A 19,694-nucleotide genomic window follows, 5' to 3' on the forward strand; every position below is an offset into this window, starting at 1 on the left:
GCACACTGCGCTGCGCGAGTAAGGCCCGCGAACCCTCCAGGGTTGCGGGCCTTTTTTGATTGCGCGCTACGACGTGCGCAACGCGTCGAGACAACGGGCATTGATGTGCGGATTTGCAGTGGTGACGGCCGAGACAGCGTGCAATGTTTTGGACTTGTAGTTTTTCGGCGCATCTTCAATAAACGGAATGCCGCACACACGGGATATCGCCAGAATGTGGCTATCGCCCTGGACCGGGTCTACGACCTTCGACACAGCAGCGGGATTCCTCGGCAACGCATAGGCAAAAGCGATTCCTAAACCTTCCGCGTTCGCGCCGTCGGCCGCTACGGCCAGTTTGGGCGCAAGTGCAACCCAATCTGCGCGACCTGTTCCGATCCGTTCGAAAAGCCGATCGACAGCTGCTTCGTCCAGCGACCTGAGAAACGCGCCCGCCCCTTGCCGGCCAATCGCCGCCGATACCTCAGCAGGAGTGTTGCCTTGCACGGCCCCCACTGCTCCTGACGCACACACCAAGTTCATGACCGCAAGAAGTTTTTTCATCGTTCTACCCGAAGCTGTCGGTCACCACTTGACGAGACTCGTTCGCGGACGATGCGGTCCGAAATGACGATGCATCCGTTCGACGCGCTACCCGGATGACCTTCCGGTATCGGCCCAACGGATCGGACCGCCTGCATAACGGGATTGTTTTTGCCCGCGCCATCATGTTAGACACTCAATACCAGTTCGAGCGCTCGAGCTTACGGCATAGACAGATGGGCGAATGTCAAAAGTAATGGTCGCGGAACACATCCATGCGGCACCTCGCCAGGCTTTGAATCGCCCGCGATCCTCCCGAACCACCGGCCATTTATTTCCTTTCCGTGACAGCCAATGCTAAATTTCGGCTTCCGGCGCGCCGCCACCCATGGTCCGCGCCGCACGGCATCCGACGCCGGAATGTCATCGAACACAACTAGAATCGCGCGATTCGCGTCCGCGCCCTTACGAACAGGAGATAAATCGATGAATTACAAGCCGCTGTTCCGTTCACTATCCGTCGCCGCTGTATTGAGCTTCGCCGTCAGCCAGGCGGCTCATGCCGCGACCGAAATCCAGTTTTGGCATGCGATGGAAGCCGCCCTGGGCGAACGTCTGAACGACATCGCGAACGACTTCAACAAATCGCAGAGCGACTACAAGATCGTGCCCGTTTTCAAGGGCACCTACGACCAGACTCTCGCCGCCGGCATCGCCGCCTATCGCAGCGGCAACGCACCGGCGATCCTGCAGGTCTACGAAGTCGGCACCGCGACGATGATGCAGGCGAAGAAAGCCATCGTCCCGGTCACGCAGGTATTCAAGGACGCGGGCGTGCCGCTCGACCAGAAGGCCTTCGTGCCGACCATCGCCAGCTATTACAGCGACTCGAAAACCGGCGAACTGATCTCGATGCCGTTCAACAGCTCGACGCCGGTGCTGTACTACAACAAGGATGCGTTCAAGAAGGCCGGCCTCGATCCGAACCAGCCGCCGAAGACCTGGGCCGAGTTGCACGCCGATGCGCAGAAGTTGAAGGCCTCGGGCATGTCGTGCGGCTACTCGTCGGGCTGGCAGAGCTGGATTCAGCTCGAGAACTACAGCGCGTGGCATGCGGCGCCGTTCGCGTCGCGTAACAACGGCTTCGACGGCATGGATGCGCAGCTCGAATTCAACAAGCCGCTGCAGGTCGCGCACATCCAGTTCCTGCAGAACATGGCGAAGGACGGCACCTTCACCTATGTGGGCCGCAAGGACGAACCGGTGTCGAAGTTCTATAGCGGCGACTGCGGCATCATCACGAACTCGTCGGGCTCGCTCGCGACGATCAAGAAATACGCGAAGTTCAACTTCGGCACCGGCATGATGCCGTACGACGACAGCGTGAAGGGCGCGCCGCAGAACGCGATCATCGGCGGGGCAAGCCTGTGGGTGCTGTCGGGCAAGGACCCGGCCGTCTACAAGGGCGTCGCGCAGTTCCTCGCGTATCTGGCCACGGCGCCGGTCGCCGCAAAGTGGCATCAGGACACCGGCTATCTGCCGATCACGACCGCCGCGTACGACCTGACGCGCCAGCAGGGCTTCTACGACAAGAACCCGGGCAGCGACACCGCGATCCGCCAGATGCTGAACAAGCCGCCTCTGCCGTTCACGAAGGGTCTGCGTCTGGGCAACATGCCGCAGATCCGCACCGTGATCGACGAGGAACTCGAACAGGTGTGGGCTGAGAAGAAGACGCCGCAACAGGCGCTCGATTCGTCCGTCTCGCGTGGCGACGACCTGCTGCGCCGCTTCGAGAAGGCCGGTAACTAAGCATCGCCTGCTGGCACGGTTCCGGCGCGGGAGCGCCGGAATCCGTCGTTGCAGCACACTCTGGAAATCCCGATGGATAAGCGCTCTTACTTCGGCACCAGCGCACTGCCCTACCTGCTCGTCGCGCCGCAGCTGATCATCACGCTGGTGTTCTTCCTATGGCCGGCCGGCGTCGCGCTCTGGCAATCGACACAAACTCAGGACGCGTTCGGTACATCGAGCGAGTTCGTCGGACTCGCGAACTTCAAGCAGCTATTCGCCGATCCTCTATATCTCGCGTCGTTCAATACGACGATCGTGTTCTGCACGCTCGTCACCGTGTCGGGCCTCGTGATCTCCCTGTTGCTCGCGGTCTGCGCGGATCGCGTGACGCGCGGCGCGAAGGCCTATCAAACGCTGCTGATCTGGCCGTACGCGGTCGCGCCCGCGATTGCCGCGGTGCTGTGGTCGTTCCTGTTCAACCCGAGCATCGGCCTCGTTACGTATGCGCTCGCGAAATACGGCCTCGTGTGGAATCACGCGCTGAACCCCGGTCAGGCGATGTTCCTCGTCGTCCTCGCATCGGTCTGGCAGCAGATCAGCTATAACTTCCTGTTCTTCTATGCGGGGCTGCAGGCGATTCCGCGCTCGCTGATCGAAGCGGCCGCGATCGACGGCGCCGGTCCGGTGCGGCGCTTCTTCGGCATCGCGCTGCCGCTGCTGTCGCCGACCACGTTCTTTCTGCTGGTGATCAACATCACCTACGCGTTCTTCGACACTTTCCCCGTGATCGACGCGGCGACCGGCGGCGGGCCAGGCCAGTCCACCCGTACGCTGATCTACAAGATCTTCGCCGAAGGCTTCCAGGGGCTCGACATCGGCAGCTCGGGCGCGCAGTCGGTCGTGCTGATGATCATCGTCGTCGCGCTGACCGTCGTGCAATTCCGCTTCATCGAACGCAGGGTTCAATACTCATGATCGAGAACCGACGCGGTTTCGACCTGTTCTGTCACGCGGTGCTGATCATCGGCGTCGCGCTGGTGGTGTTTCCGGTGTACGTCGCGTTCTGCGCGGCGACGATGAGCGAACACGAGGTGTTCACGGTGCCGCTATCGCTCGTGCCGAGCACGCACCTGTTCGAGAACATCGTCACGATCTGGACACAGGGCACCGGCAATGCGGCGGCGCCGTTCAATCGCATGCTGCTCAACAGCCTCGTGATGGCGCTCGTGATCGCGATCGGCAAGATCGCCGTGTCGATGATCTCCGCGTACGCGATCGTCTACTTTCGCTTTCCGTTTCGCACCGCCGCGTTCTGGCTGATTTTCATCACGCTGATGCTGCCGGTCGAAGTGCGGATTTTTCCGACCGTGCAGGTGGTGTCGTCGATGCATCTGAGCAATACGTACACCGGTTTGACACTGCCGCTGATCGCGTCGGCGACCGCGACGTTCCTGTTCCGCCAGTTCTTCAAGACCCTGCCGGACGAGCTGATGGAAGCCGCGCGCATCGACGGCGCCGGAGCGCTGCGCTTCTTCTGGGACGTGGTGCTGCCGCTGTCGCGCACCACAATGGCCGCCCTCTTCGTGATCACGTTCATCTACGGCTGGAACCAGTATCTGTGGCCGATCCTGATCACCAGCCAGCAGTCGCTGACCACCGCGGTGATCGGCATCAGAGGCATGATCGCCTCGGGCGATACGGCGACCGAATGGCACCTGGTGATGACGGCCACGCTGCTCGCGATGCTGCCGCCGCTCGTCGTGGTGCTGACGATGCAGCGCTGGTTCGTGCGCGGCCTCGTGGATTCGGAAAAATGATCCGGCATCGCGGACTGCGACAAGCACTCAAAATTAAAGGCTAGAACGGCATGGCTGCACTGACTCTGCAAAGCGTTAAGAAAACCTACGACGGCAAACAGTTCGTGCTGCACGGCATCGACGTCGACGTGGCCGACGGCGAATTCGTCGTGATGGTCGGCCCGTCCGGGTGCGGCAAATCGACGTTGCTGCGGATGGTCGCCGGCCTCGAGCGCATCTCCGACGGCAGCATTTCGATCGCGGGCAAGGTCGTCAACGAACTGGAACCGAAGGATCGCAACATCGCGATGGTGTTCCAGAACTACGCGCTGTATCCGCATATGAGCGTGGCCGAGAACATGGGTTACGCGCTGAAGATCGCGGGCGTCGATCGCGCGCAGATCGCGAAGCGCGTCGATGCCGCCGCTCAGATTCTCGAACTCGGCGCGCTGCTGCAGCGCAAGCCGCGCGAGCTGTCGGGCGGTCAGCGGCAGCGTGTCGCGATGGGCCGCGCGATCGTGCGTGAACCGGCTGTGTTTCTGTTCGACGAGCCGCTGTCGAATCTCGACGCGCGTCTGCGCGTGCAGATGCGCCTCGAAATCCAGCGCCTGCATGCGCGGCTCAAGACCACGAGCCTGTACGTCACGCACGATCAGATCGAAGCAATGACGCTGGCGCAACGCGTGATCGTGATGAACAAGGGCCACGCCGAGCAGATCGGCGCGCCGACCGAAGTCTACGAGCGGCCGGCCACGGTGTTCGTCGCGAGCTTCATCGGCTCGCCGGGCATGAACCTGCTGGAAGGCCGCATTTCCGACGACGGCTCGACCTTCGACGTCGCCGGCAACGGCCCGAAGCTGCCGCTCGCGGGCGTGCCGTCGATCGGCCGCGAAGTCGCGACGGGCCGTGAATGGACGCTCGGCATTCGCCCCGAGCATCTGAGCCCGGTCACGGCCAACGCACCGTCCGCGACGCTCACCGTCGATTCCTGCGAAATTCTCGGCGCGGACAATCTCGCGCACGGCCGCTGGGGCAAGCACGATGTGACAGCGCGGCTGCCGCACGCGCATCGCCCGGCCGCCGGCGAGGTGCTCCAAGTCGTGTTGCCCGCGCAGCATCTGCACTTTTTCGACCCGGCGACGGGACGGCGCGCGAACTGACACCGCGCCTGGACGCCGCCGCCTGCTCACGAACGGCGGCGCCGCGCAATGGCTCCGACGATCGGCGATATGGAGCGCGCAAATATCCCACTACCCGGTGCACGACGCGGCCCGCCACCGGTCCGTCCCTGCCGCCCGGCCCCCGCCGCGAAGTACAATGCCACCTGAACCACATGCCGCGCGCGGCAGCGTCGTCGAATCCGACGCCGCGCCGGCCGGCGCCGGGTGTTCCGCCCGGCCCTCACACCGATTACCCATTCAACCCCGACTGCCCGCCCGCATGCGGCCGGCGTCGTCAACGTCTACTGCAAGCAAATGGCCCAATACGTTTTCACCATGAACCGGGTCGGCAAAATCGTGCCGCCCAAGCGCCAGATCCTCAAAGACATTTCGCTATCGTTCTTCCCCGGCGCGAAGATCGGCCTGCTCGGCCTGAACGGCTCGGGCAAGTCGACGCTGATCCGCATCATGGCTGGTGTGGACACCGAGATCGAAGGCGAAGCAACGCCGATGCCGAACCTGAACATCGGCTACCTGCCCCAAGAGCCGCAACTCGATCCGCAGAAAACCGTGCGTGAAGCGGTCGAGGAAGGCCTCGGCGACGTGTTCAACGCACAGAAGAAGCTCGACGAAATCTACGCGGCCTACGCGGAGCCGGACGCCGACTTCGACGCGCTCGCCGCCGAGCAGGCGAAGTACGAGGCGATCCTCGCGACGACCGACGGCAGCGCCGAGCAGCAGATCGAAATCGCCGCCGACGCGCTGCGCCTGCCGGCGTGGGACGCGAAGATCGAGCATCTGTCGGGCGGCGAAAAGCGCCGCGTCGCGCTGTGCAAGCTTCTGCTGCAAAAGCCCGCCATGCTGCTGCTCGACGAGCCGACCAACCACCTCGACGCGGAATCGGTCGAATGGCTCGAGCAATTCCTGACGCGCTTCCCGGGCACCGTGGTCGCCGTCACGCACGATCGCTACTTCCTCGACAACGCCGCCGAGTGGATTCTCGAACTCGACCGCGGCCACGGCATTCCGTGGAAGGGCAACTACAGCAGCTGGCTCGATCAGAAGGAAGAGCGCCTGAAGCAGGAAGAAGCGTCGGAATCGGCGCGCCAGAAGGCGATCAAGAAGGAGCTCGAGTGGGTGCGCCAGAATCCCAAGGGCCGCCAGGCGAAGTCGAAGGCGCGTATCGCGCGCTTCGAGGAACTGAACAGCCAGGACTACCAGAAGCGCAACGAAACGCAGGAAATCTTCATTCCGGTCGGCGACCGCCTCGGCAATGAAGTGATCGAGTTCAAGAACGTCAGCAAGTCGTACGGCGATCGTCTGCTGCTCGACAACGTCAGCTTCAAGATCCCGGCCGGCGCGATCGTCGGCATCATCGGTCCGAACGGCGCCGGCAAGTCGACGCTGTTCCGGATGCTGACCGGCCGTGAGCAACCCGATTCGGGCGAAATCGTGCAGGGCCCGACCGTCAAGCTCGCTTACGTGGACCAGAGCCGCGAAGCGCTCGCGGCCAACAAGACCGTGTTCGAGGAAATCTCGGGTGGCGCCGACGTGCTGACGGTCGGCAAGTACGAAACGCCGTCGCGCGCGTATATCGGCCGCTTCAACTTCAAGGGCGGCGACCAGCAGAAGATCGTCGGCAATCTGTCCGGCGGCGAACGCGGTCGTCTGCACCTGGCGAAGACGCTGATCGCGGGCGGCAACGTGCTGCTGCTCGACGAACCGTCGAACGACCTCGACGTCGAAACGCTGCGCGCGCTCGAAGACGCGCTGCTCGAATTCGCGGGTTCGGTGCTCGTGATCTCGCACGATCGCTGGTTCCTCGACCGTATCGCGACGCATATCCTCGCGTTCGAAGGTGACTCGCAAGTCACGTTCTTCGACGGCAACTACCAGGAATACGAAGCGGACAAGCGCGCGCGTCTCGGCGAGGAGGGCGCGCGGCCGAAGCGTCTGCGCTACAAGCCGATCTCGCGTTAACGAGCGGGGCACACCGGCCTGTTTGGCGCAATGCCGGACGGGCCACGGGGCATGCGCGTTGCTATTCGTCACTTGATGCAGGCGCGCGTTAAAGTCCCGCGCACACGACAGACGGTCAACACGGCGCCGCGCGACGCGCGGCGCCGTGACGAGGAGACACAGGCATGGCGATGTCGAAGGGCAGGCGCTGGATCGTCGTCGTGGGCGGAACGCTATTGGCGTTGATTCTGATGACGATCGGCGCGATGCAATTCGCGCAACAGGAAGTCAAGAATCGCGTCAGCGCGGCGCTCGGGCCGCTCGGCAGCGTCGATAGTATCGATGTCGGCCTCACCTCGGTACACCTGACCCACGTCGTGCTGAAGGCGCCGCCAGGCTGGCCGGCGGGCGAACCTCTACGCGCCGACGAAATCACGATCACCCCCGATGTGCGCGACCTGATCGCGCGGCGCATGCATATTCGCGAGGTCGTCGTGCGCGGCTTCGACATGGCCGTGCTACGCACGAAGGACGGTTCGCTGAATCTGCTGCCGAACCTGCGCGAATCACTGAACCGCGGCGATCATCCGGGCGGCGCCGGCACGGCGCCGCCGATCCCGCGCGAAAAACTGGTCGACCGTATCCGCTTCGAACACGGCAATTTCCACTTCTACGACATGAGCGTCGGGCCGCCGCCTTTCAAGGTCACGGTCAGCAACGCGAACGCGAGCGTCGACAATCTGCATCTGCCGTCGCTCAGCGAGCCGACCAATGTCAGCGTTCGCGGCTCGCTGAAGGGTCCGGCGCATACCGGCACCGTGACGTTCGACGGTTGGATCAAGATCGCCAGCCGCGATTCGCAGACCACGACCACGCTGCACGGTGTCGATGTCGCGATGCTCGATCCGTATCTGCTGAAGAAGGCCGGCGCACGCGCGCAGGTGACGGGCGGTACCGTCGATCTGTCGATTGAATCGACGGTGCGCAACTATCACCTGCACGCGCCCGGCACGGTGACGGTCCACAATCTGCAACTCGCCGAAACCGACAATCCGCTCGAGACGTTCATGTCGATTCCGACTCGCGCCGCCGTCGCGGCGCTGAAGACGCATGACGGCAACATCACGCTGCATTTCGTGCTCGACGGCGATCTGCGCGATCCGAAGTTCTCGGTACGCGAAGGGATCCTCAAGCGCATCGGCGAGGGGTTTGCGAAGGCGCTCGGGGTCAGCGTCGAAGGCGTCGCGAAGGGTGCGGGTGAGACCGTCAAAGGCCTCGGCAATGCGCTGAAGAATCTGTTAGGACAGTAGGGGCAGCGCTCCGCTCAAACCGGCAAACCCAACTCGCGCAGCTTTGCTTCCGTTTGCGCGGCGTTCGTGTGATGCACGCCGTGCCAGCCGAGCGCCGTCGCGGCTTCGGCGTTTTTCGCGTTGTCGTCGATGAAGACGAGTTCGGCCGGCTCGACGCCGGGCAACTGCAACTCGATGCGCCGGCGCATCTCCGCGAAGATCGCAGGGTCGGGCTTCACGAGTTTCACGCGCCCCGACACGACGATGTCGCGAAAGCGCCGCAGCACAGGATAGTGTTCCCACGCATACGGGAAGGTCTCGGCCGACCAGTTGGTGAGCCCGAAGAGCGGCACCTCGGCCGCTTCGAGCTTTTCCATCAGCGCGATGCCGTCGTCTAGCACGCCCGCCACCATCTGGTGCCAGCGCTCGTAGAACGCGCGGATCAGCGGCGCGTGATCGGGAAACTGCGCGATCAGCTCGTCGGTGGCTTCGACGATCGGCTGGCCGCCATCCTGGCGGATCACCCAGTCCATCGAGCAAACGTGCGTGAGGAACCAGCGGCGCTCCGATTCGTCGGGAATCAGCTCGCGGTACAGGTACTCGGGACTCCAGTCGATCAGCACGCCGCCGAAATCGAACACCACTGCCTTGATCGCCATGCACCACGCTCCGTTTGAAAGGTCGCCGCTACGCTCAGATAGGTTGTGTGCGCAGTTCGAGCCACGCCTTTGCGTCGCCCGACACATGCGGCGCGAGGCGCGCGCGCACCGTCTCGTGATACGCGTTGAGCCACGCTCGCTCGTCGTCGCGCAGCAGCGACAGCTCGATACAGCGCGTGTCGATCGGGCACAGCGTCAGCGTCTCGAACTTCAGGAAGTCGCCGAATTCGGTTTTTTCGGCGGCCACGTTCAGCACGAGATTTTCGATACGCACGCCCCACTTGCCCGGCCGATACAGACCCGGCTCGTTCGACGTGATCATGCCCTCCTCCATCGCGGTCCACGGTTCGGCCGGCGCGTAGTGCGAGATCACCTGCGGGCCTTCGTGCACGTTCAGGAAGTAGCCGACGCCGTGACCGGTGCCGTGGCCATAGTCGGCGCCGGCCTGCCAGATCGGCGCACGCGCAATCGCGTCGAGCATCGGCGAGCGGATGCCACGCGGGAATTGCGCGCGTGACAGCGCGATCATGCCCTTCAGCACGACGGTGAAATCGCGGCGCTGTTCGTTGCTCGGCGTGCCGATCGGGACGACGCGCGTGATGTCGGTCGTGCCGCTCAGGTACTGGCCGCCCGAATCGATCAGCAGCAGGCCGTTGCCTTCGATCACCGCATGCGACTCCTCGGTCGCGCGATAGTGCGGCATCGCGCCGTTCGCGTTGAAGCCCGCGATCGTCGCGAAGCTCAGCGACACGAAGCCGGGACGGCGCGCGCGGGCGGCCGTCAGACGCTCGTCGATCGTCAGTTCGGTGACGCGCTCGCGGCCCAGCGCGCTTTCGAACCACGCGAAGAATTCGGCGAGCGCCGCGCCGTCCTGCTCCATCGTGTCGCGCACGTGCGCGGCATCGGCGGCGGTCTTGCACGACTTCAGGAACGTGGACGGATTGATCGCCTCGACCACCTTGACCGACGACGGCACCGCCTGCAGCGAGCCATACGTGATGCGGCGCGGGTCGATCAGCAGCGTGCTGCCGGCAGGCAGCGCGGCGAGCGCGTCAGCGGCTTTGGCGTACGGCTCGACGCTGATGCCATCGCGCGCGAGCACGTCGGCGAGCGCCGGCGACACTTTGCCGTCGGCGATAAACAGCGATACGCGATCCAGGCCGATCAGCGCGTGCGCGACGAACACCGGGTTGTAGCTGACGTCGGCGCCGCGCAGGTTCAGCAGCCAGGCGAGGTCGTCGAGCGTCGAGATGAAGTGCCACTGCGCGCCTTTGTCCGCCATCGCGCGGCGTAGCTGCGCGAGCTTGTCCGCGCGCGCGACGCCCGCTTGCGGCGCGGCGTGCTCGAAGACGGCGTCGGCGGGCAGTGGCGGGCGCTGCGCCCAGATCGCGTCGAACAGGTCGACGTCGGTGCGCAGCTGCACGCCGCGCGCGCTCAACGCGGCACTCAGCGCGCGCGCGGCCGCGACGCCGAGCACAGCGCCGTCCACACCGACCGTGCCACCGCTCGCGACGTTCTGCGCGAGCCATTCGAAATGCGGCGTCGTCAGCTGGCCGCCGGTCATTTTCATCAGCTCGACACCGGTGCCGGCGAGCTGCGCGCTCGCCTGCTCCCAGTAGCGGCTGTCGGTCCAGACGCCGGCGAAATCGGCGGTGACGATCAGCGTGCCGGCCGAGCCGGTGAAGCCCGACAGCCACTGGCGGCCTTGCCAGCGCCCCGGCAGATACTCGGACAGATGCGGATCGGCCGACGGCACGAGGTAAGCGGCGATGCCTTCGCGCGCCATCGCGGCGCGCAGGCTCGCGAGGCGCTCGGGAATGGAGGAGGTTTCGGGAAGTCGGGCGTTCATGGAGTTACCTGCAAGGATTCATCGACGGATTGACCGGCGCGAAAGCAGGCCGACCGTCACGGCGACGGCGACGAGCGCGACGGCGGTGGATACCGGCCATTCGAGCATGTCGCCGTCATGGAAAAGACCCGTCACGTTGCCGGCCATGCGCGCGATGCTCGTGCCTAGCACGCCGGCCAACAGCGCGGCCCACCAGCGCGCGCGGCTCGCCCGGCGCAGCGGGTGCAACCACCAGCCCGCGAGACCGATCACGGCGCCGAGAACGAGAATGCCTGGCCAACCCATCAGGCGTGGGCTCCGGATTGGGTGCCGAAACAGGGCAAGTTCAATTTCGGATTCGTCTCATAGGCCGACGGAGCCGCCAAGGCTAGCATTTCGGGCTCTTAAACTATAGAAGTTCAGCACGGCGCTTTCCGCATAGCGGTTGAGTTTAGGGGTCGGGGTGTGCTTAGGCAAGTTGCAAGCCTGACGAAAACGCCTCACGCTCCGCTCGTTGCCTGGCTGACGCCGCGCCATGCGCATCGCCCTTATCGAACCCGACCTACAACACGCCAAACTGGTCGACCGGCTCATTTTCGCCGGCGGCCACGTATGCCTGCACTTCACCACCAGCGCCACCTTCCTGCAGCGCGCCACCGACGAATTTTTCGACCTGCTGATCACCGAAAGCTGGGCCGGCGACCATTGCGCCGAAGACGTGATCCCGCGCGCGCGTTCCATCCTGCCAGGCCTGCCCATCATGATGCTGATTGCGGCACCGCGCGAATGCCAGATCGTCGCCGCGCTGCACGCCGGCGCCGACGACTGCCTCAGCAAACCGGTGCGCGGCCCTGAAATGCTCGCGCGGGTCGAGGCGCTGCAGCGCCGTGCGGGCCTGCGGCGGCCGCCCAAACGTCGGCGCGACGTGATCGGCGGCTATACGTTCGACGCGGCGAATTTCGCCGTGACCTTCCGCGAGCTGACCGTCATCCTGACGCCGAAGGAATTCCGCCTCGCGCTGCTGCTGTTCAACAATCTGGCGCGACCGGTGTCGCGCGCGCATATTCTCGAAACCGTGTGGTCGCGCCGCCGCGACGTAAAGTCGCGCACCATCGACACCCACGCGTCGCGCGTGCGCGGCAAGCTGCAACTGCGTCCGGAGCTTGGCTACGCGCTGACGCCGGTCTATGGTTACGGTTATCAGCTCGACGCGATCCCGCCGGAGACCCAGCCAGGCGAGAGCTGACGCATGCGGGGTATACGGCGTGCAGGATGTGAGAATCGTGAAAACGCTATAATATAGGGCTGAACGATAGCTCCCCCAAATGCAGCTTCTAACGATCGGAATTAACCATCACACTGCGCCTGTCGCCTTGCGCGAACGCGTGGCGTTTCCGCTCGAACAGATCAAGCCCGCTCTGGATACGTTCAAAGGCATCTGGGTGGGCCGCATGGCCCCCAATGCGCCGGAAGCGGCAATTCTGTCCACCTGTAACCGCACCGAACTCTACTGCGCGACCGACGACCTCGCCGCGCGCGAAGCTTCGGTCCAGTGGCTGTCGAAGTACCATAACCTCCCCATCGATGAACTCGCGCCGCACGTCTACGCGCTGCCGCAGTCCGAAGCCGTGCGCCATGCGTTCCGCGTCGCGTCGGGGCTCGATTCGATGGTGCTCGGCGAAACGCAGATCGTCGGACAAATGAAGGACGCGGTGCGCACCGCCTCCGAAGCCGGCGCCCTCGGCACCTATCTGAATCAGTTGTTCCAGCGCACCTTCGCCGTTGCGAAGGAAGTGCGCAGCACCACCGAAATCGGCGCGCAGTCGGTATCGATGGCCGCCGCCGCGGTGCGCCTCGCCCAACGCATTTTCGACAAGATCTCGAACCAGCGGGTGCTGTTCATCGGTGCTGGCGAAATGATCGAGCTCTGCGCGACGCATTTTGCCGCGCAACATCCGCGTGAACTCGTCGTCGCGAACCGCACCGCCGAGCGCGGCATGCGGCTCGCCGAGCGTTTCAACGGCCGCGCCATTCCGCTTTCCGAACTGCCCTCCCGGATGCACGAATTCGACATCATCGTGTCGTGCACGGCGTCCACTTTGCCGATCATCGGTCTCGGCGCTGTCGAGCGCGCGGTCAAGGCGCGCCGTCACCGGCCGATTTTCATGGTCGACCTCGCAGTGCCGCGCGACATCGAACCCGAAGCCGGCCAGCTCGAAGACGTGTTCCTGTACACCGTCGACGACCTCGGCGCGATCGTCCGCGAAGGCAATGCGTCGCGCCAGGCCGCGGTCGCGCAAGCCGAAGCGATCATCGAAACGCGCGTCCAGAACTTCATGCAGTGGCTCGACGCGCGCAGCATCGTGCCGGTGATCCGCCACATGCACACGCAGGCCGACACGCTGCGCCGCGCGGAAGTCGAACGCGCGCAGAAAATGCTCGCGCGTGGCGACGACCCGGCCGCAGTGCTCGAAGCACTGTCGCAGTCGCTCACCAACAAGCTGATCCATGGTCCTACTCACGCGTTGAACCGCGCGAGTAGCGACAACCGCGACAAGCTGATCGAGCTGATGAGCGGCTTCTACAAACACTCCGGCTCTTCCGAGCGTTAGCGGCGCAGTGCTCGCCGCACCCCGCACGCCATCGCCGTGGCTCGCGAAGTGCTTCCGCCCCGGGCATTCGCCCGTTCCCCTGGCCGCATCCTTTCCGGAGTCCGCTCCGCTACCCGCCCGATGAAAACGAGCATGCAACGCAAGCTCGACCAGCTGACCACCCGGCTGGCCGAACTGAACGACCTGTTGAGCCGCGAGGACATCACCGCCAACCTCGACCAATACCGCAAGCTCACGCGCGAACACGCGGAGCTTGGCCCGGTCGTCGAGCATTACGGGCTTTGGCGGCAGGCGCAGAACGATGCGGCCACCGCGCAGGAACTGCTCGCCGACGCGTCGATGCGCGATTTCGCCGAAGAGGAAATCCGCGCGGCGCGCGATCGTATGGAAACGCTCGGCGTCGAGCTGCAGAAAATGCTGCTGCCGAAAGACCCGAACGACGAGCGCAACATCTTCCTCGAAATCCGCGCCGGTACCGGCGGCGACGAGTCCGCGCTGTTCGCTGGCGATCTGCTGCGCATGTATCTGCGCTATGCCGAACGCAACCGCTGGCAGGTCGAGATGATGTCGGCGAGCGAATCGGATCTCGGTGGCTATCGCGAAGTCATCGTGCGAATTGCCGGCGATGCCGCGTATTCGAAGCTGAAGTTCGAGTCGGGCGGGCATCGCGTGCAGCGTGTGCCGGCCACCGAAACGCAAGGCCGCATCCATACGTCTGCCTGCACGGTCGCGGTGATGCCCGAAGCGGACGAGATCGGCGAGGTCGAGATCAATCCGGCCGATTTGCGCATCGACACGTTCCGCGCGTCGGGCGCGGGCGGCCAGCACATCAACAAGACCGATTCCGCGGTGCGCGTCACGCACTTGCCGACGGGCATCGTCGTCGAATGTCAGGACGACCGCTCGCAGCACAAGAACAAGGACCGAGCGCTGAAGGTGCTCGCCGCGCGCATCAAGGACAAGCAAACGCACGAGCAGCAAACAAAGGAAGCGGCGACGCGCAAGAACCTGATCGGTTCGGGCGACCGTTCGGAGCGCATCCGCACCTACAACTTCCCGCAGGGGCGCCTCACCGATCACCGCATCAACCTGACGCTGTATCGCCTCGACGCGATCATGGACGGCGATCTCGAAGAACTGATCGCGGCGCTCGTCAGCGAGCATCAGGCCGAACTGCTGGCCTCGCTCGGCGACGCGGACTGACGCCCCTGCAATGACCGACGCCTCCCCGGTTCCGCTCGACCCCGCCGCTCCGCCCGCGACGGCCGACGCGCTCTTGCGCGCTTCGCCGCTGCCGCCGCTCGAAGCGCGGATTCTGCTTACGCATGTGCTCGGCTGGCGGCGCACGCAGCTGATCACGCGCAGCGAGGAGCCGCTCGAGCGCGCGAGCGTCGAGTGTTATCGCGCGCTGGAGGCGCGGCGCATGGCCGGCGAGCCGGTTGCGCAACTCGTCGGCGCGCGTGAGTTCTTCGGGCTCGAATTCGAAGTGACGCCGCACGTGCTGATTCCGCGCCCCGAAACCGAGCTGCTGGTGGAGACCGCGCTCGCGGCAATCGAAGCCCGGCCGCGCCCGCGTGTGCTCGATCTCGGCACCGGAACCGGCGCAATCGCGGTGGCGATCGCGTCGATGCGGCCCGAGGCCCACGTCTGGGCACTCGACCGCTCGGCCGACGCGCTCGCCGTCGCCGCGCGCAACGGCGCGCGCCTGCTCGACGCGAAGCGCCCCGGCGGCGCCGTGACGTTCCTGCACAGCGACTGGTACGGCTCACTCGACACCGCGCTGCGCTTCGACGCGATCGTCAGCAATCCGCCGTATATTGCGAGCGGCGACCCGCATCTCGCCGAAGGCGATCTGCGCTTCGAGCCGCGCGGCGCGCTCACCGACGAGGCCGATGGCCTCAGCGCGATCCGCGCGATCATCGCCGGCGCGCCCGAGCGTCTCGCCGCCGATGGCGTGCTTTGGATCGAGCACGGCTACGACCAGGCCGAAGCCGTGCGCGCGTTGCTGGGCGCGCGTGGTTTCGCCGAGGTCCGCTCAGAGCGCGATCTCGCCGGCATCGAGCGAATCAGCGGGGGCGTGTTGCGCGCCGCCGCGGCCTAAGCGCGGTCGCCAATGCTAAAACCCCAGGCGCGACGCGGCTGCGGCCGCCCGTAGCGAAATCCGCTATCATTTCAGCCTATTCCCATCCTTTATCGGAACCGCAAGGTCAGTCATGGATACGCAACAACGCATTAAGCAAATCGTCGACGGCAACAACGTCGTTCTCTTCATGAAGGGCACGGCCCAGTTCCCGATGTGCGGTTTTTCCGGCCGCGCCATCCAGATCCTGAAAGCGTGCGGCGTCGGTGAAATCAAGACCGTCAACGTTCTCGAAGACGACGAAATCCGTCAGGGCATCAAGGTGTTCTCGAACTGGCCGACCATTCCGCAGCTCTACGTGAAGGGCGAATTCATCGGCGGCTCGGACATCATGATGGAGATGTACGAATCGGGCGAACTGCAGCAGCTGTTCGCCGCGGCCTGAGCGCTCTACGGTTCGTTCGCATCATCAGGCGCCGCTAGCCATGCAGCAAGCACGCACCGCGGCGCCCCGCCGGCTGATCGTCGCGATCACCGGCGCCACCGGCGCCATCTACGGCATCCGGCTGCTCGAGACGTTACGGCGGCTCGGCGGCGTCGAGAGCCACCTGCTGATTTCGAGCGCCGGTTGGCTCAACATCCAGCATGAACTCCAGTTGGGCAAAGAAGACGTGCATCCGCTCGCGGATGTCGTCCATTCGGTTCGCGACGTCGGCGCGAGCATCGCGTCCGGCTCGTTCGCGACCGATGGCATGATCGTCGCGCCCTGCTCGATGAAAACGCTCGCGAGCATCGCGCACGGTTTCGCCGACAACCTGATCACCCGCGCCGCCGACGTCACCCTGAAGGAGCGTCGCCGTCTCGTGCTGCTGGTGCGCGAAACGCCGTTCAACCTCGCGCATCTGCGCAATATGACGGCCGTCACCGAAATGGGTGGAGTGATCTTTCCGCCCCTGCCCGCGTTCTATAACCGGCCTGCTTCGATCGACGAGATGGTCGACCACACGGTCGCACGCGTGCTCGATCTTTTTGCGCTGGGACCGTCGTTGTCGCCGGCGTGGCAAGGACTGCGGGAAGCGCAGGAATAACTGCGGCAACGCAGATTAACAACGCGCGCGACACAATCAATTCCCCCCCCGCCCATTTATCAAACTGGTGTGCGAACCTATATTGGTAGCAACCCAATTTCTCCGTGCCGTGCTGTCACGGCCGCGCTGCTGTCATGAACCGCTTACCTTCCCTTTTCCTGTCCCACGGCTCGCCCACACTGCCGATCGATCCTTCGATGCCGTCCGCCGAGTTCGGGGCGCTCGGCACGCAATTGCCCCGTCCCGAGGCGATCCTGATGTTGTCGGCGCACTGGGGCACCGCGCAGCCACTCGCGAGCATCGCGACGGCGCCTGAAACCATCCACGATTTTTTCGGCTTTCCGCGCCAGCTCTATGAAATCCAATACCCGGCACCGGGCGCACCCGACGTCGCGCGCAGCGCCGCCGCGCTGCTCGGCGCGAGCGGCATCGTCGCGGACGTGCAGCCGCACGGACTCGACCACGGCGCATGGGTGCCGATGTTGCTGATGTTCCCGCAAGCGGACGTGCCGATCGCGCAGTTGTCAATCCAGCCGCACAAGGACGCCGCGCATCATTTCCGTGTCGGCCGCGCGCTGCGCGCGCTGAAAGACGAAGGTGTGATGGTGGTCGGCTCCGGCCAGATCACCCATAACCTGCGCGCCGCCGATTTCTCCGCTCGCCCGGAAGACGCCGACCCGCGCGTGACCGAATTCACCGACTGGTTCGAAGACAAGCTCGTCGCGCGCGATATCGACGCGCTGCTCGACTATCGCCGCCAGGCGCCGCACGCGGTACTGATGCATCCGACCGACGAGCATCTGTTGCCGGTGTTCGCCGCCCTCGGCGCCGCCGACGACGACTATTCGATTGCGATCCAGTCGCTCGGCACCTATCAGCGCTCGCTCGCAATGACGAACTACGTGTTCGGCACCGCCTGACCCGCCGCGAAACCACCCGACAGCAACGACCAACGAAAAAGCCCGCCTGATCATCGATCAAACGGGCTTTTTATCCAACGCGAAGGACCCGCTTCGAGCGGCCCCTTCGTTGCGGCGAACGCTCAGTGCGCGCCGATGCCTTCGAGCACTTCGTCGTGCACGAGCCGCTCGTCCAGATACTCCGAACGGTAGCCGCTGTTCACGCCCCAGAAATAGAACACCAAAGAGAAGGCGATCACGACGAGCATGTCCCAGCCGTACGGCAGAATGCCGAAGCCGCCGAACTCCTTGCTGCCGATCAGCGACAGGATCGCCATGATCGGCAGATACGCGACCAGCCACCAGGCGGCCTTCAGATCGCGGTTCCAGCCCTCGAAGCCCTGCTTGGCCTGGAAGTAGAAGTACACCGGCAACGCGACGACCATCAGCAGAATGATTTCGCCGGTCAGCGGCCACTTCGCCCAGTACAGGATCAGCGACGCACAGACGAACGCGAACGGCGCGATCACCTTCATGCCGGCGATGTGCAGCGGGCGCTCGAGATCGGTTGCCGCGCGGCGCAGCGCCATCAGGCTGATCGGGCCGGTCAGGTACGAGATCACGGTCGCGACCGAGATCACCGCCGCGAGCGAGCTCCATCCGCGGAAGAAGAACAGGAAGATGAACGACACGAACAGGTTGAACCACATCGCCTGACGCGGCACGCCGTAGAACGGATGCACCCGGCCGAAAATTTTCGGCATCGTGTTGTTGCGCTCCATCGCGTAGATCATCCGCGTCGTGGTCGCCATATAGGTCGTACCGGTGCCGCTCGGGCTCACGAACGCGTCGACGTACAGCAGGAACGCCAGCCAGTTCAGGTTCAGCGCAATCGCCAGCTCCGCGAACGGCGAAGCGAAGTTGAAGTGGCTCCAGCCCTTCATCACGTCGGCCGGATTCACAGCGCCGATGTAGGCGATCTGCAGCAACACGTAGATCACGAGCGCGAGCAGGATCGAGCCGATCACCGCGAACGGCACGCTCCTGGCCGGATCGCGCGCTTCACCGGCCAGGTTGACCGGGCTCTGGAAACCGTTGAACGCGAACACGATGCCGCTCGTCGCGACCGCAGTCAGCACCGCCGACCAGCCGTACGGCGCGAACGTGGTCGTCTGGCCGAAGTTCTCGGTGTGGACGCCGGTCATCATCAGACCGACGATCGTTGCGCCCGGGATCAGGAACTTGAAGATCGTGATGGCCGAGTTGGCGCGCGCGAACAGCTTGACGCCCCAGTAGTTGAGCAGGAAGTAGATGATCACGAGGCCGGCGGACAACAGCAGGCCGTTGGTGGTCAATGACCCGTCGACGAAGAGAGCGTGCGCCCACGGATAGGGCCACGTACTCATGTATTGAATCGATGCTTCGGCCTCAATTGGGATCACCGATACGATCGCGATCCAGTTGGCCCAGGCGCTGATGAAACCAACCAGCGCACCGTGCGAGTAGCGCGCATAGCGCACCATCCCGCCAGATTCCGGAAACATCGCGCCGAGTTCCGCGTAGGTCAGTGCAATCGCGAGAATCACCACCGCGCCGATGATCCATGCGCAAATTGCAGCGGGACCGGCAATCTTTGCAGCCTTCCACGCGCCAAACAGCCACCCGGACCCAATGATCGAACCCAGACCGGTCAGCATCAGCGCGAATGGCCCGATGTTCCGTTGTATAGAACTTTTCACGTCTTCTCCTAAATCAGAACCATGTCGGCACCGCGTGGCATCGCTTGTGGCGGTGGGGACGGGTGACGCGCATGTAAGCGCGTGCAGATGCGAAATAGGTGCAACCGACGCGCGGCGCGTAGTTTAACGGTTGCACCGCGTTGCTGCAGGGAAACCAACTAAGGGTTCTCCCTGGCAAGAGATCAGTCTGATACGTAAAATTTGTAAGAAACCATCGCGCCAGTCCGATAAGTTTCGTGCAGACTGTTGACCTCCGTCCGAATTCGCCG

At 64.3% G+C, this 19,694-nt stretch carries 18 protein-coding genes; 13 read left to right on the plus strand and 5 right to left on the minus strand.

Annotated features, from left to right (window positions below; all coding sequences use genetic code 11):
* Positions 1-66: 66 nt before the first annotated feature.
* Positions 67-543 carry a hypothetical protein gene (locus BC1002_RS13845; RefSeq protein WP_013090648.1) on the minus strand — a complete coding sequence of 159 codons (477 nt, stop codon included), beginning with the start codon at positions 541-543 and terminating at the stop codon, positions 67-69.
* 465 nt (positions 544-1,008) lie between these two features.
* On the opposite strand from BC1002_RS13845, the gene ugpB reads away from it, so the two are divergent.
* The 6 genes from ugpB (at position 1,009) to BC1002_RS13875 (ending at position 8,541) form a co-directional block, all read left to right on the plus strand.
* Positions 1,009-2,334 (plus strand): sn-glycerol-3-phosphate ABC transporter substrate-binding protein UgpB, encoded by a 1,326-nt coding sequence (ugpB, locus tag BC1002_RS13850; RefSeq protein ID WP_013090649.1) that lies wholly within the window; start codon positions 1,009-1,011, stop codon positions 2,332-2,334.
* A 72-nt stretch (positions 2,335-2,406) separates the two neighbouring features.
* Positions 2,407-3,291, plus strand: a complete 885-nt coding sequence (gene ugpA, locus BC1002_RS13855; protein ID WP_013090650.1) for a sn-glycerol-3-phosphate ABC transporter permease UgpA — start codon at positions 2,407-2,409, stop codon at positions 3,289-3,291.
* On the plus strand, positions 3,288-4,133 hold the full coding sequence (gene ugpE / locus BC1002_RS13860) for a sn-glycerol-3-phosphate ABC transporter permease UgpE (RefSeq protein ID WP_013090651.1): 846 nt from the start codon (positions 3,288-3,290) through the stop codon (positions 4,131-4,133). The genes ugpA and ugpE overlap by 4 nt, the downstream gene beginning before the upstream one ends.
* A gap of 50 nt (positions 4,134-4,183) precedes the next feature.
* Positions 4,184-5,272: a sn-glycerol-3-phosphate import ATP-binding protein UgpC gene (locus BC1002_RS13865; protein WP_013090652.1), complete on the plus strand. Its 1,089-nt coding sequence runs from the start codon at positions 4,184-4,186 to the stop codon at positions 5,270-5,272.
* Between the two features lie 315 nt (positions 5,273-5,587).
* A complete protein-coding gene (gene ettA, locus BC1002_RS13870) occupies positions 5,588-7,252 on the plus strand; it encodes an energy-dependent translational throttle protein EttA (protein ID WP_013090653.1) in 1,665 nt (554 codons plus the stop codon).
* Positions 7,253-7,416: 164 nt separating this feature from the next.
* On the plus strand, positions 7,417-8,541 hold the full coding sequence (locus BC1002_RS13875) for a DUF748 domain-containing protein (protein ID WP_013090654.1): 1,125 nt from the start codon (positions 7,417-7,419) through the stop codon (positions 8,539-8,541).
* A 14-nt stretch (positions 8,542-8,555) separates the two neighbouring features.
* Here the strand turns inward: BC1002_RS13875 and BC1002_RS13880 are convergent, their stop codons facing one another.
* The 3 genes from BC1002_RS13880 to BC1002_RS13890 are packed head-to-tail and all read right to left on the minus strand — an operon-like array spanning position 8,556 to position 11,313.
* Positions 8,556-9,179 (minus strand): HAD family hydrolase, encoded by a 624-nt coding sequence (locus BC1002_RS13880; protein WP_013090655.1) that lies wholly within the window; start codon positions 9,177-9,179, stop codon positions 8,556-8,558.
* Positions 9,180-9,213: 34 nt separating this feature from the next.
* Complete coding sequence (locus BC1002_RS13885; protein ID WP_013090656.1) at positions 9,214-11,028, minus strand: aminopeptidase P family protein; 1,815 nt, start codon at positions 11,026-11,028, stop codon at positions 9,214-9,216.
* An 18-nt stretch (positions 11,029-11,046) separates the two neighbouring features.
* Positions 11,047-11,313, minus strand: a complete 267-nt coding sequence (locus tag BC1002_RS13890; RefSeq protein WP_013090657.1) for a hypothetical protein — start codon at positions 11,311-11,313, stop codon at positions 11,047-11,049.
* Positions 11,314-11,542: 229 nt separating this feature from the next.
* Between BC1002_RS13890 and BC1002_RS13895 the strand changes: the two genes are divergently transcribed.
* The 7 genes from BC1002_RS13895 to BC1002_RS13925 all read left to right on the plus strand — a co-directional run bounded on the left by BC1002_RS13895 (position 11,543) and on the right by BC1002_RS13925 (position 17,707).
* A complete protein-coding gene (locus BC1002_RS13895) occupies positions 11,543-12,253 on the plus strand; it encodes a response regulator transcription factor (RefSeq protein ID WP_013090658.1) in 711 nt (236 codons plus the stop codon).
* Positions 12,254-12,332: 79 nt separating this feature from the next.
* Positions 12,333-13,619 (plus strand): glutamyl-tRNA reductase, encoded by a 1,287-nt coding sequence (hemA, locus tag BC1002_RS13900; protein WP_013090659.1) that lies wholly within the window; start codon positions 12,333-12,335, stop codon positions 13,617-13,619.
* A 120-nt stretch (positions 13,620-13,739) separates the two neighbouring features.
* Positions 13,740-14,822: a peptide chain release factor 1 gene (gene prfA, locus BC1002_RS13905; protein WP_013090660.1), complete on the plus strand. Its 1,083-nt coding sequence runs from the start codon at positions 13,740-13,742 to the stop codon at positions 14,820-14,822.
* A 10-nt stretch (positions 14,823-14,832) separates the two neighbouring features.
* Positions 14,833-15,720: a peptide chain release factor N(5)-glutamine methyltransferase gene (gene prmC, locus BC1002_RS13910; RefSeq protein WP_013090661.1), complete on the plus strand. Its 888-nt coding sequence runs from the start codon at positions 14,833-14,835 to the stop codon at positions 15,718-15,720.
* A gap of 112 nt (positions 15,721-15,832) precedes the next feature.
* Entirely contained in the window at positions 15,833-16,144 is a 312-nt protein-coding gene (grxD, locus tag BC1002_RS13915) for a Grx4 family monothiol glutaredoxin (protein WP_008918687.1), read from the plus strand.
* A 40-nt stretch (positions 16,145-16,184) separates the two neighbouring features.
* Positions 16,185-16,787, plus strand: coding sequence for a UbiX family flavin prenyltransferase (locus BC1002_RS13920; protein WP_013090662.1), 603 nt, complete (start codon positions 16,185-16,187; stop codon positions 16,785-16,787).
* 134 nt (positions 16,788-16,921) lie between these two features.
* A complete protein-coding gene (locus BC1002_RS13925) occupies positions 16,922-17,707 on the plus strand; it encodes a DODA-type extradiol aromatic ring-opening family dioxygenase (protein WP_013090663.1) in 786 nt (261 codons plus the stop codon).
* A gap of 122 nt (positions 17,708-17,829) precedes the next feature.
* Here the strand turns inward: BC1002_RS13925 and BC1002_RS13930 are convergent, their stop codons facing one another.
* Entirely contained in the window at positions 17,830-19,425 is a 1,596-nt protein-coding gene (locus tag BC1002_RS13930; RefSeq protein WP_013090664.1) for an APC family permease, read from the minus strand.
* Positions 19,426-19,694: the final 269 nt, after the last annotated feature.

Source organism: Paraburkholderia atlantica (genome assembly GCF_000092885.1).
Classification (GTDB): domain Bacteria; phylum Pseudomonadota; class Gammaproteobacteria; order Burkholderiales; family Burkholderiaceae; genus Paraburkholderia; species Paraburkholderia atlantica.

Coding starts and splice junctions, on each gene's coding strand:
- BC1002_RS13890 (WP_013090657.1), bottom strand. CDS start 11,313: ATGGGTTGGCCAGGCATTCTCGTTCTCGGCGCCGTGATCGGTCTCGCG.
- ugpE (WP_013090651.1), top strand. CDS start 3,288: ATGATCGAGAACCGACGCGGTTTCGACCTGTTCTGTCACGCGGTGCTG.
- prmC (WP_013090661.1), top strand. CDS start 14,833: ATGACCGACGCCTCCCCGGTTCCGCTCGACCCCGCCGCTCCGCCCGCG.
- ugpB (WP_013090649.1), top strand. CDS start 1,009: ATGAATTACAAGCCGCTGTTCCGTTCACTATCCGTCGCCGCTGTATTG.
- BC1002_RS13880 (WP_013090655.1), bottom strand. CDS start 9,179: ATGGCGATCAAGGCAGTGGTGTTCGATTTCGGCGGCGTGCTGATCGAC.
- ugpA (WP_013090650.1), top strand. CDS start 2,407: ATGGATAAGCGCTCTTACTTCGGCACCAGCGCACTGCCCTACCTGCTC.
- BC1002_RS13885 (WP_013090656.1), bottom strand. CDS start 11,028: ATGAACGCCCGACTTCCCGAAACCTCCTCCATTCCCGAGCGCCTCGCG.
- grxD (WP_008918687.1), top strand. CDS start 15,833: ATGGATACGCAACAACGCATTAAGCAAATCGTCGACGGCAACAACGTC.
- BC1002_RS13920 (WP_013090662.1), top strand. CDS start 16,185: ATGCAGCAAGCACGCACCGCGGCGCCCCGCCGGCTGATCGTCGCGATC.
- hemA (WP_013090659.1), top strand. CDS start 12,333: ATGCAGCTTCTAACGATCGGAATTAACCATCACACTGCGCCTGTCGCC.
- BC1002_RS13925 (WP_013090663.1), top strand. CDS start 16,922: ATGAACCGCTTACCTTCCCTTTTCCTGTCCCACGGCTCGCCCACACTG.
- BC1002_RS13845 (WP_013090648.1), bottom strand. CDS start 543: ATGAAAAAACTTCTTGCGGTCATGAACTTGGTGTGTGCGTCAGGAGCA.
- prfA (WP_013090660.1), top strand. CDS start 13,740: ATGAAAACGAGCATGCAACGCAAGCTCGACCAGCTGACCACCCGGCTG.
- BC1002_RS13875 (WP_013090654.1), top strand. CDS start 7,417: ATGGCGATGTCGAAGGGCAGGCGCTGGATCGTCGTCGTGGGCGGAACG.
- ettA (WP_013090653.1), top strand. CDS start 5,588: ATGGCCCAATACGTTTTCACCATGAACCGGGTCGGCAAAATCGTGCCG.
- BC1002_RS13865 (WP_013090652.1), top strand. CDS start 4,184: ATGGCTGCACTGACTCTGCAAAGCGTTAAGAAAACCTACGACGGCAAA.
- BC1002_RS13895 (WP_013090658.1), top strand. CDS start 11,543: ATGCGCATCGCCCTTATCGAACCCGACCTACAACACGCCAAACTGGTC.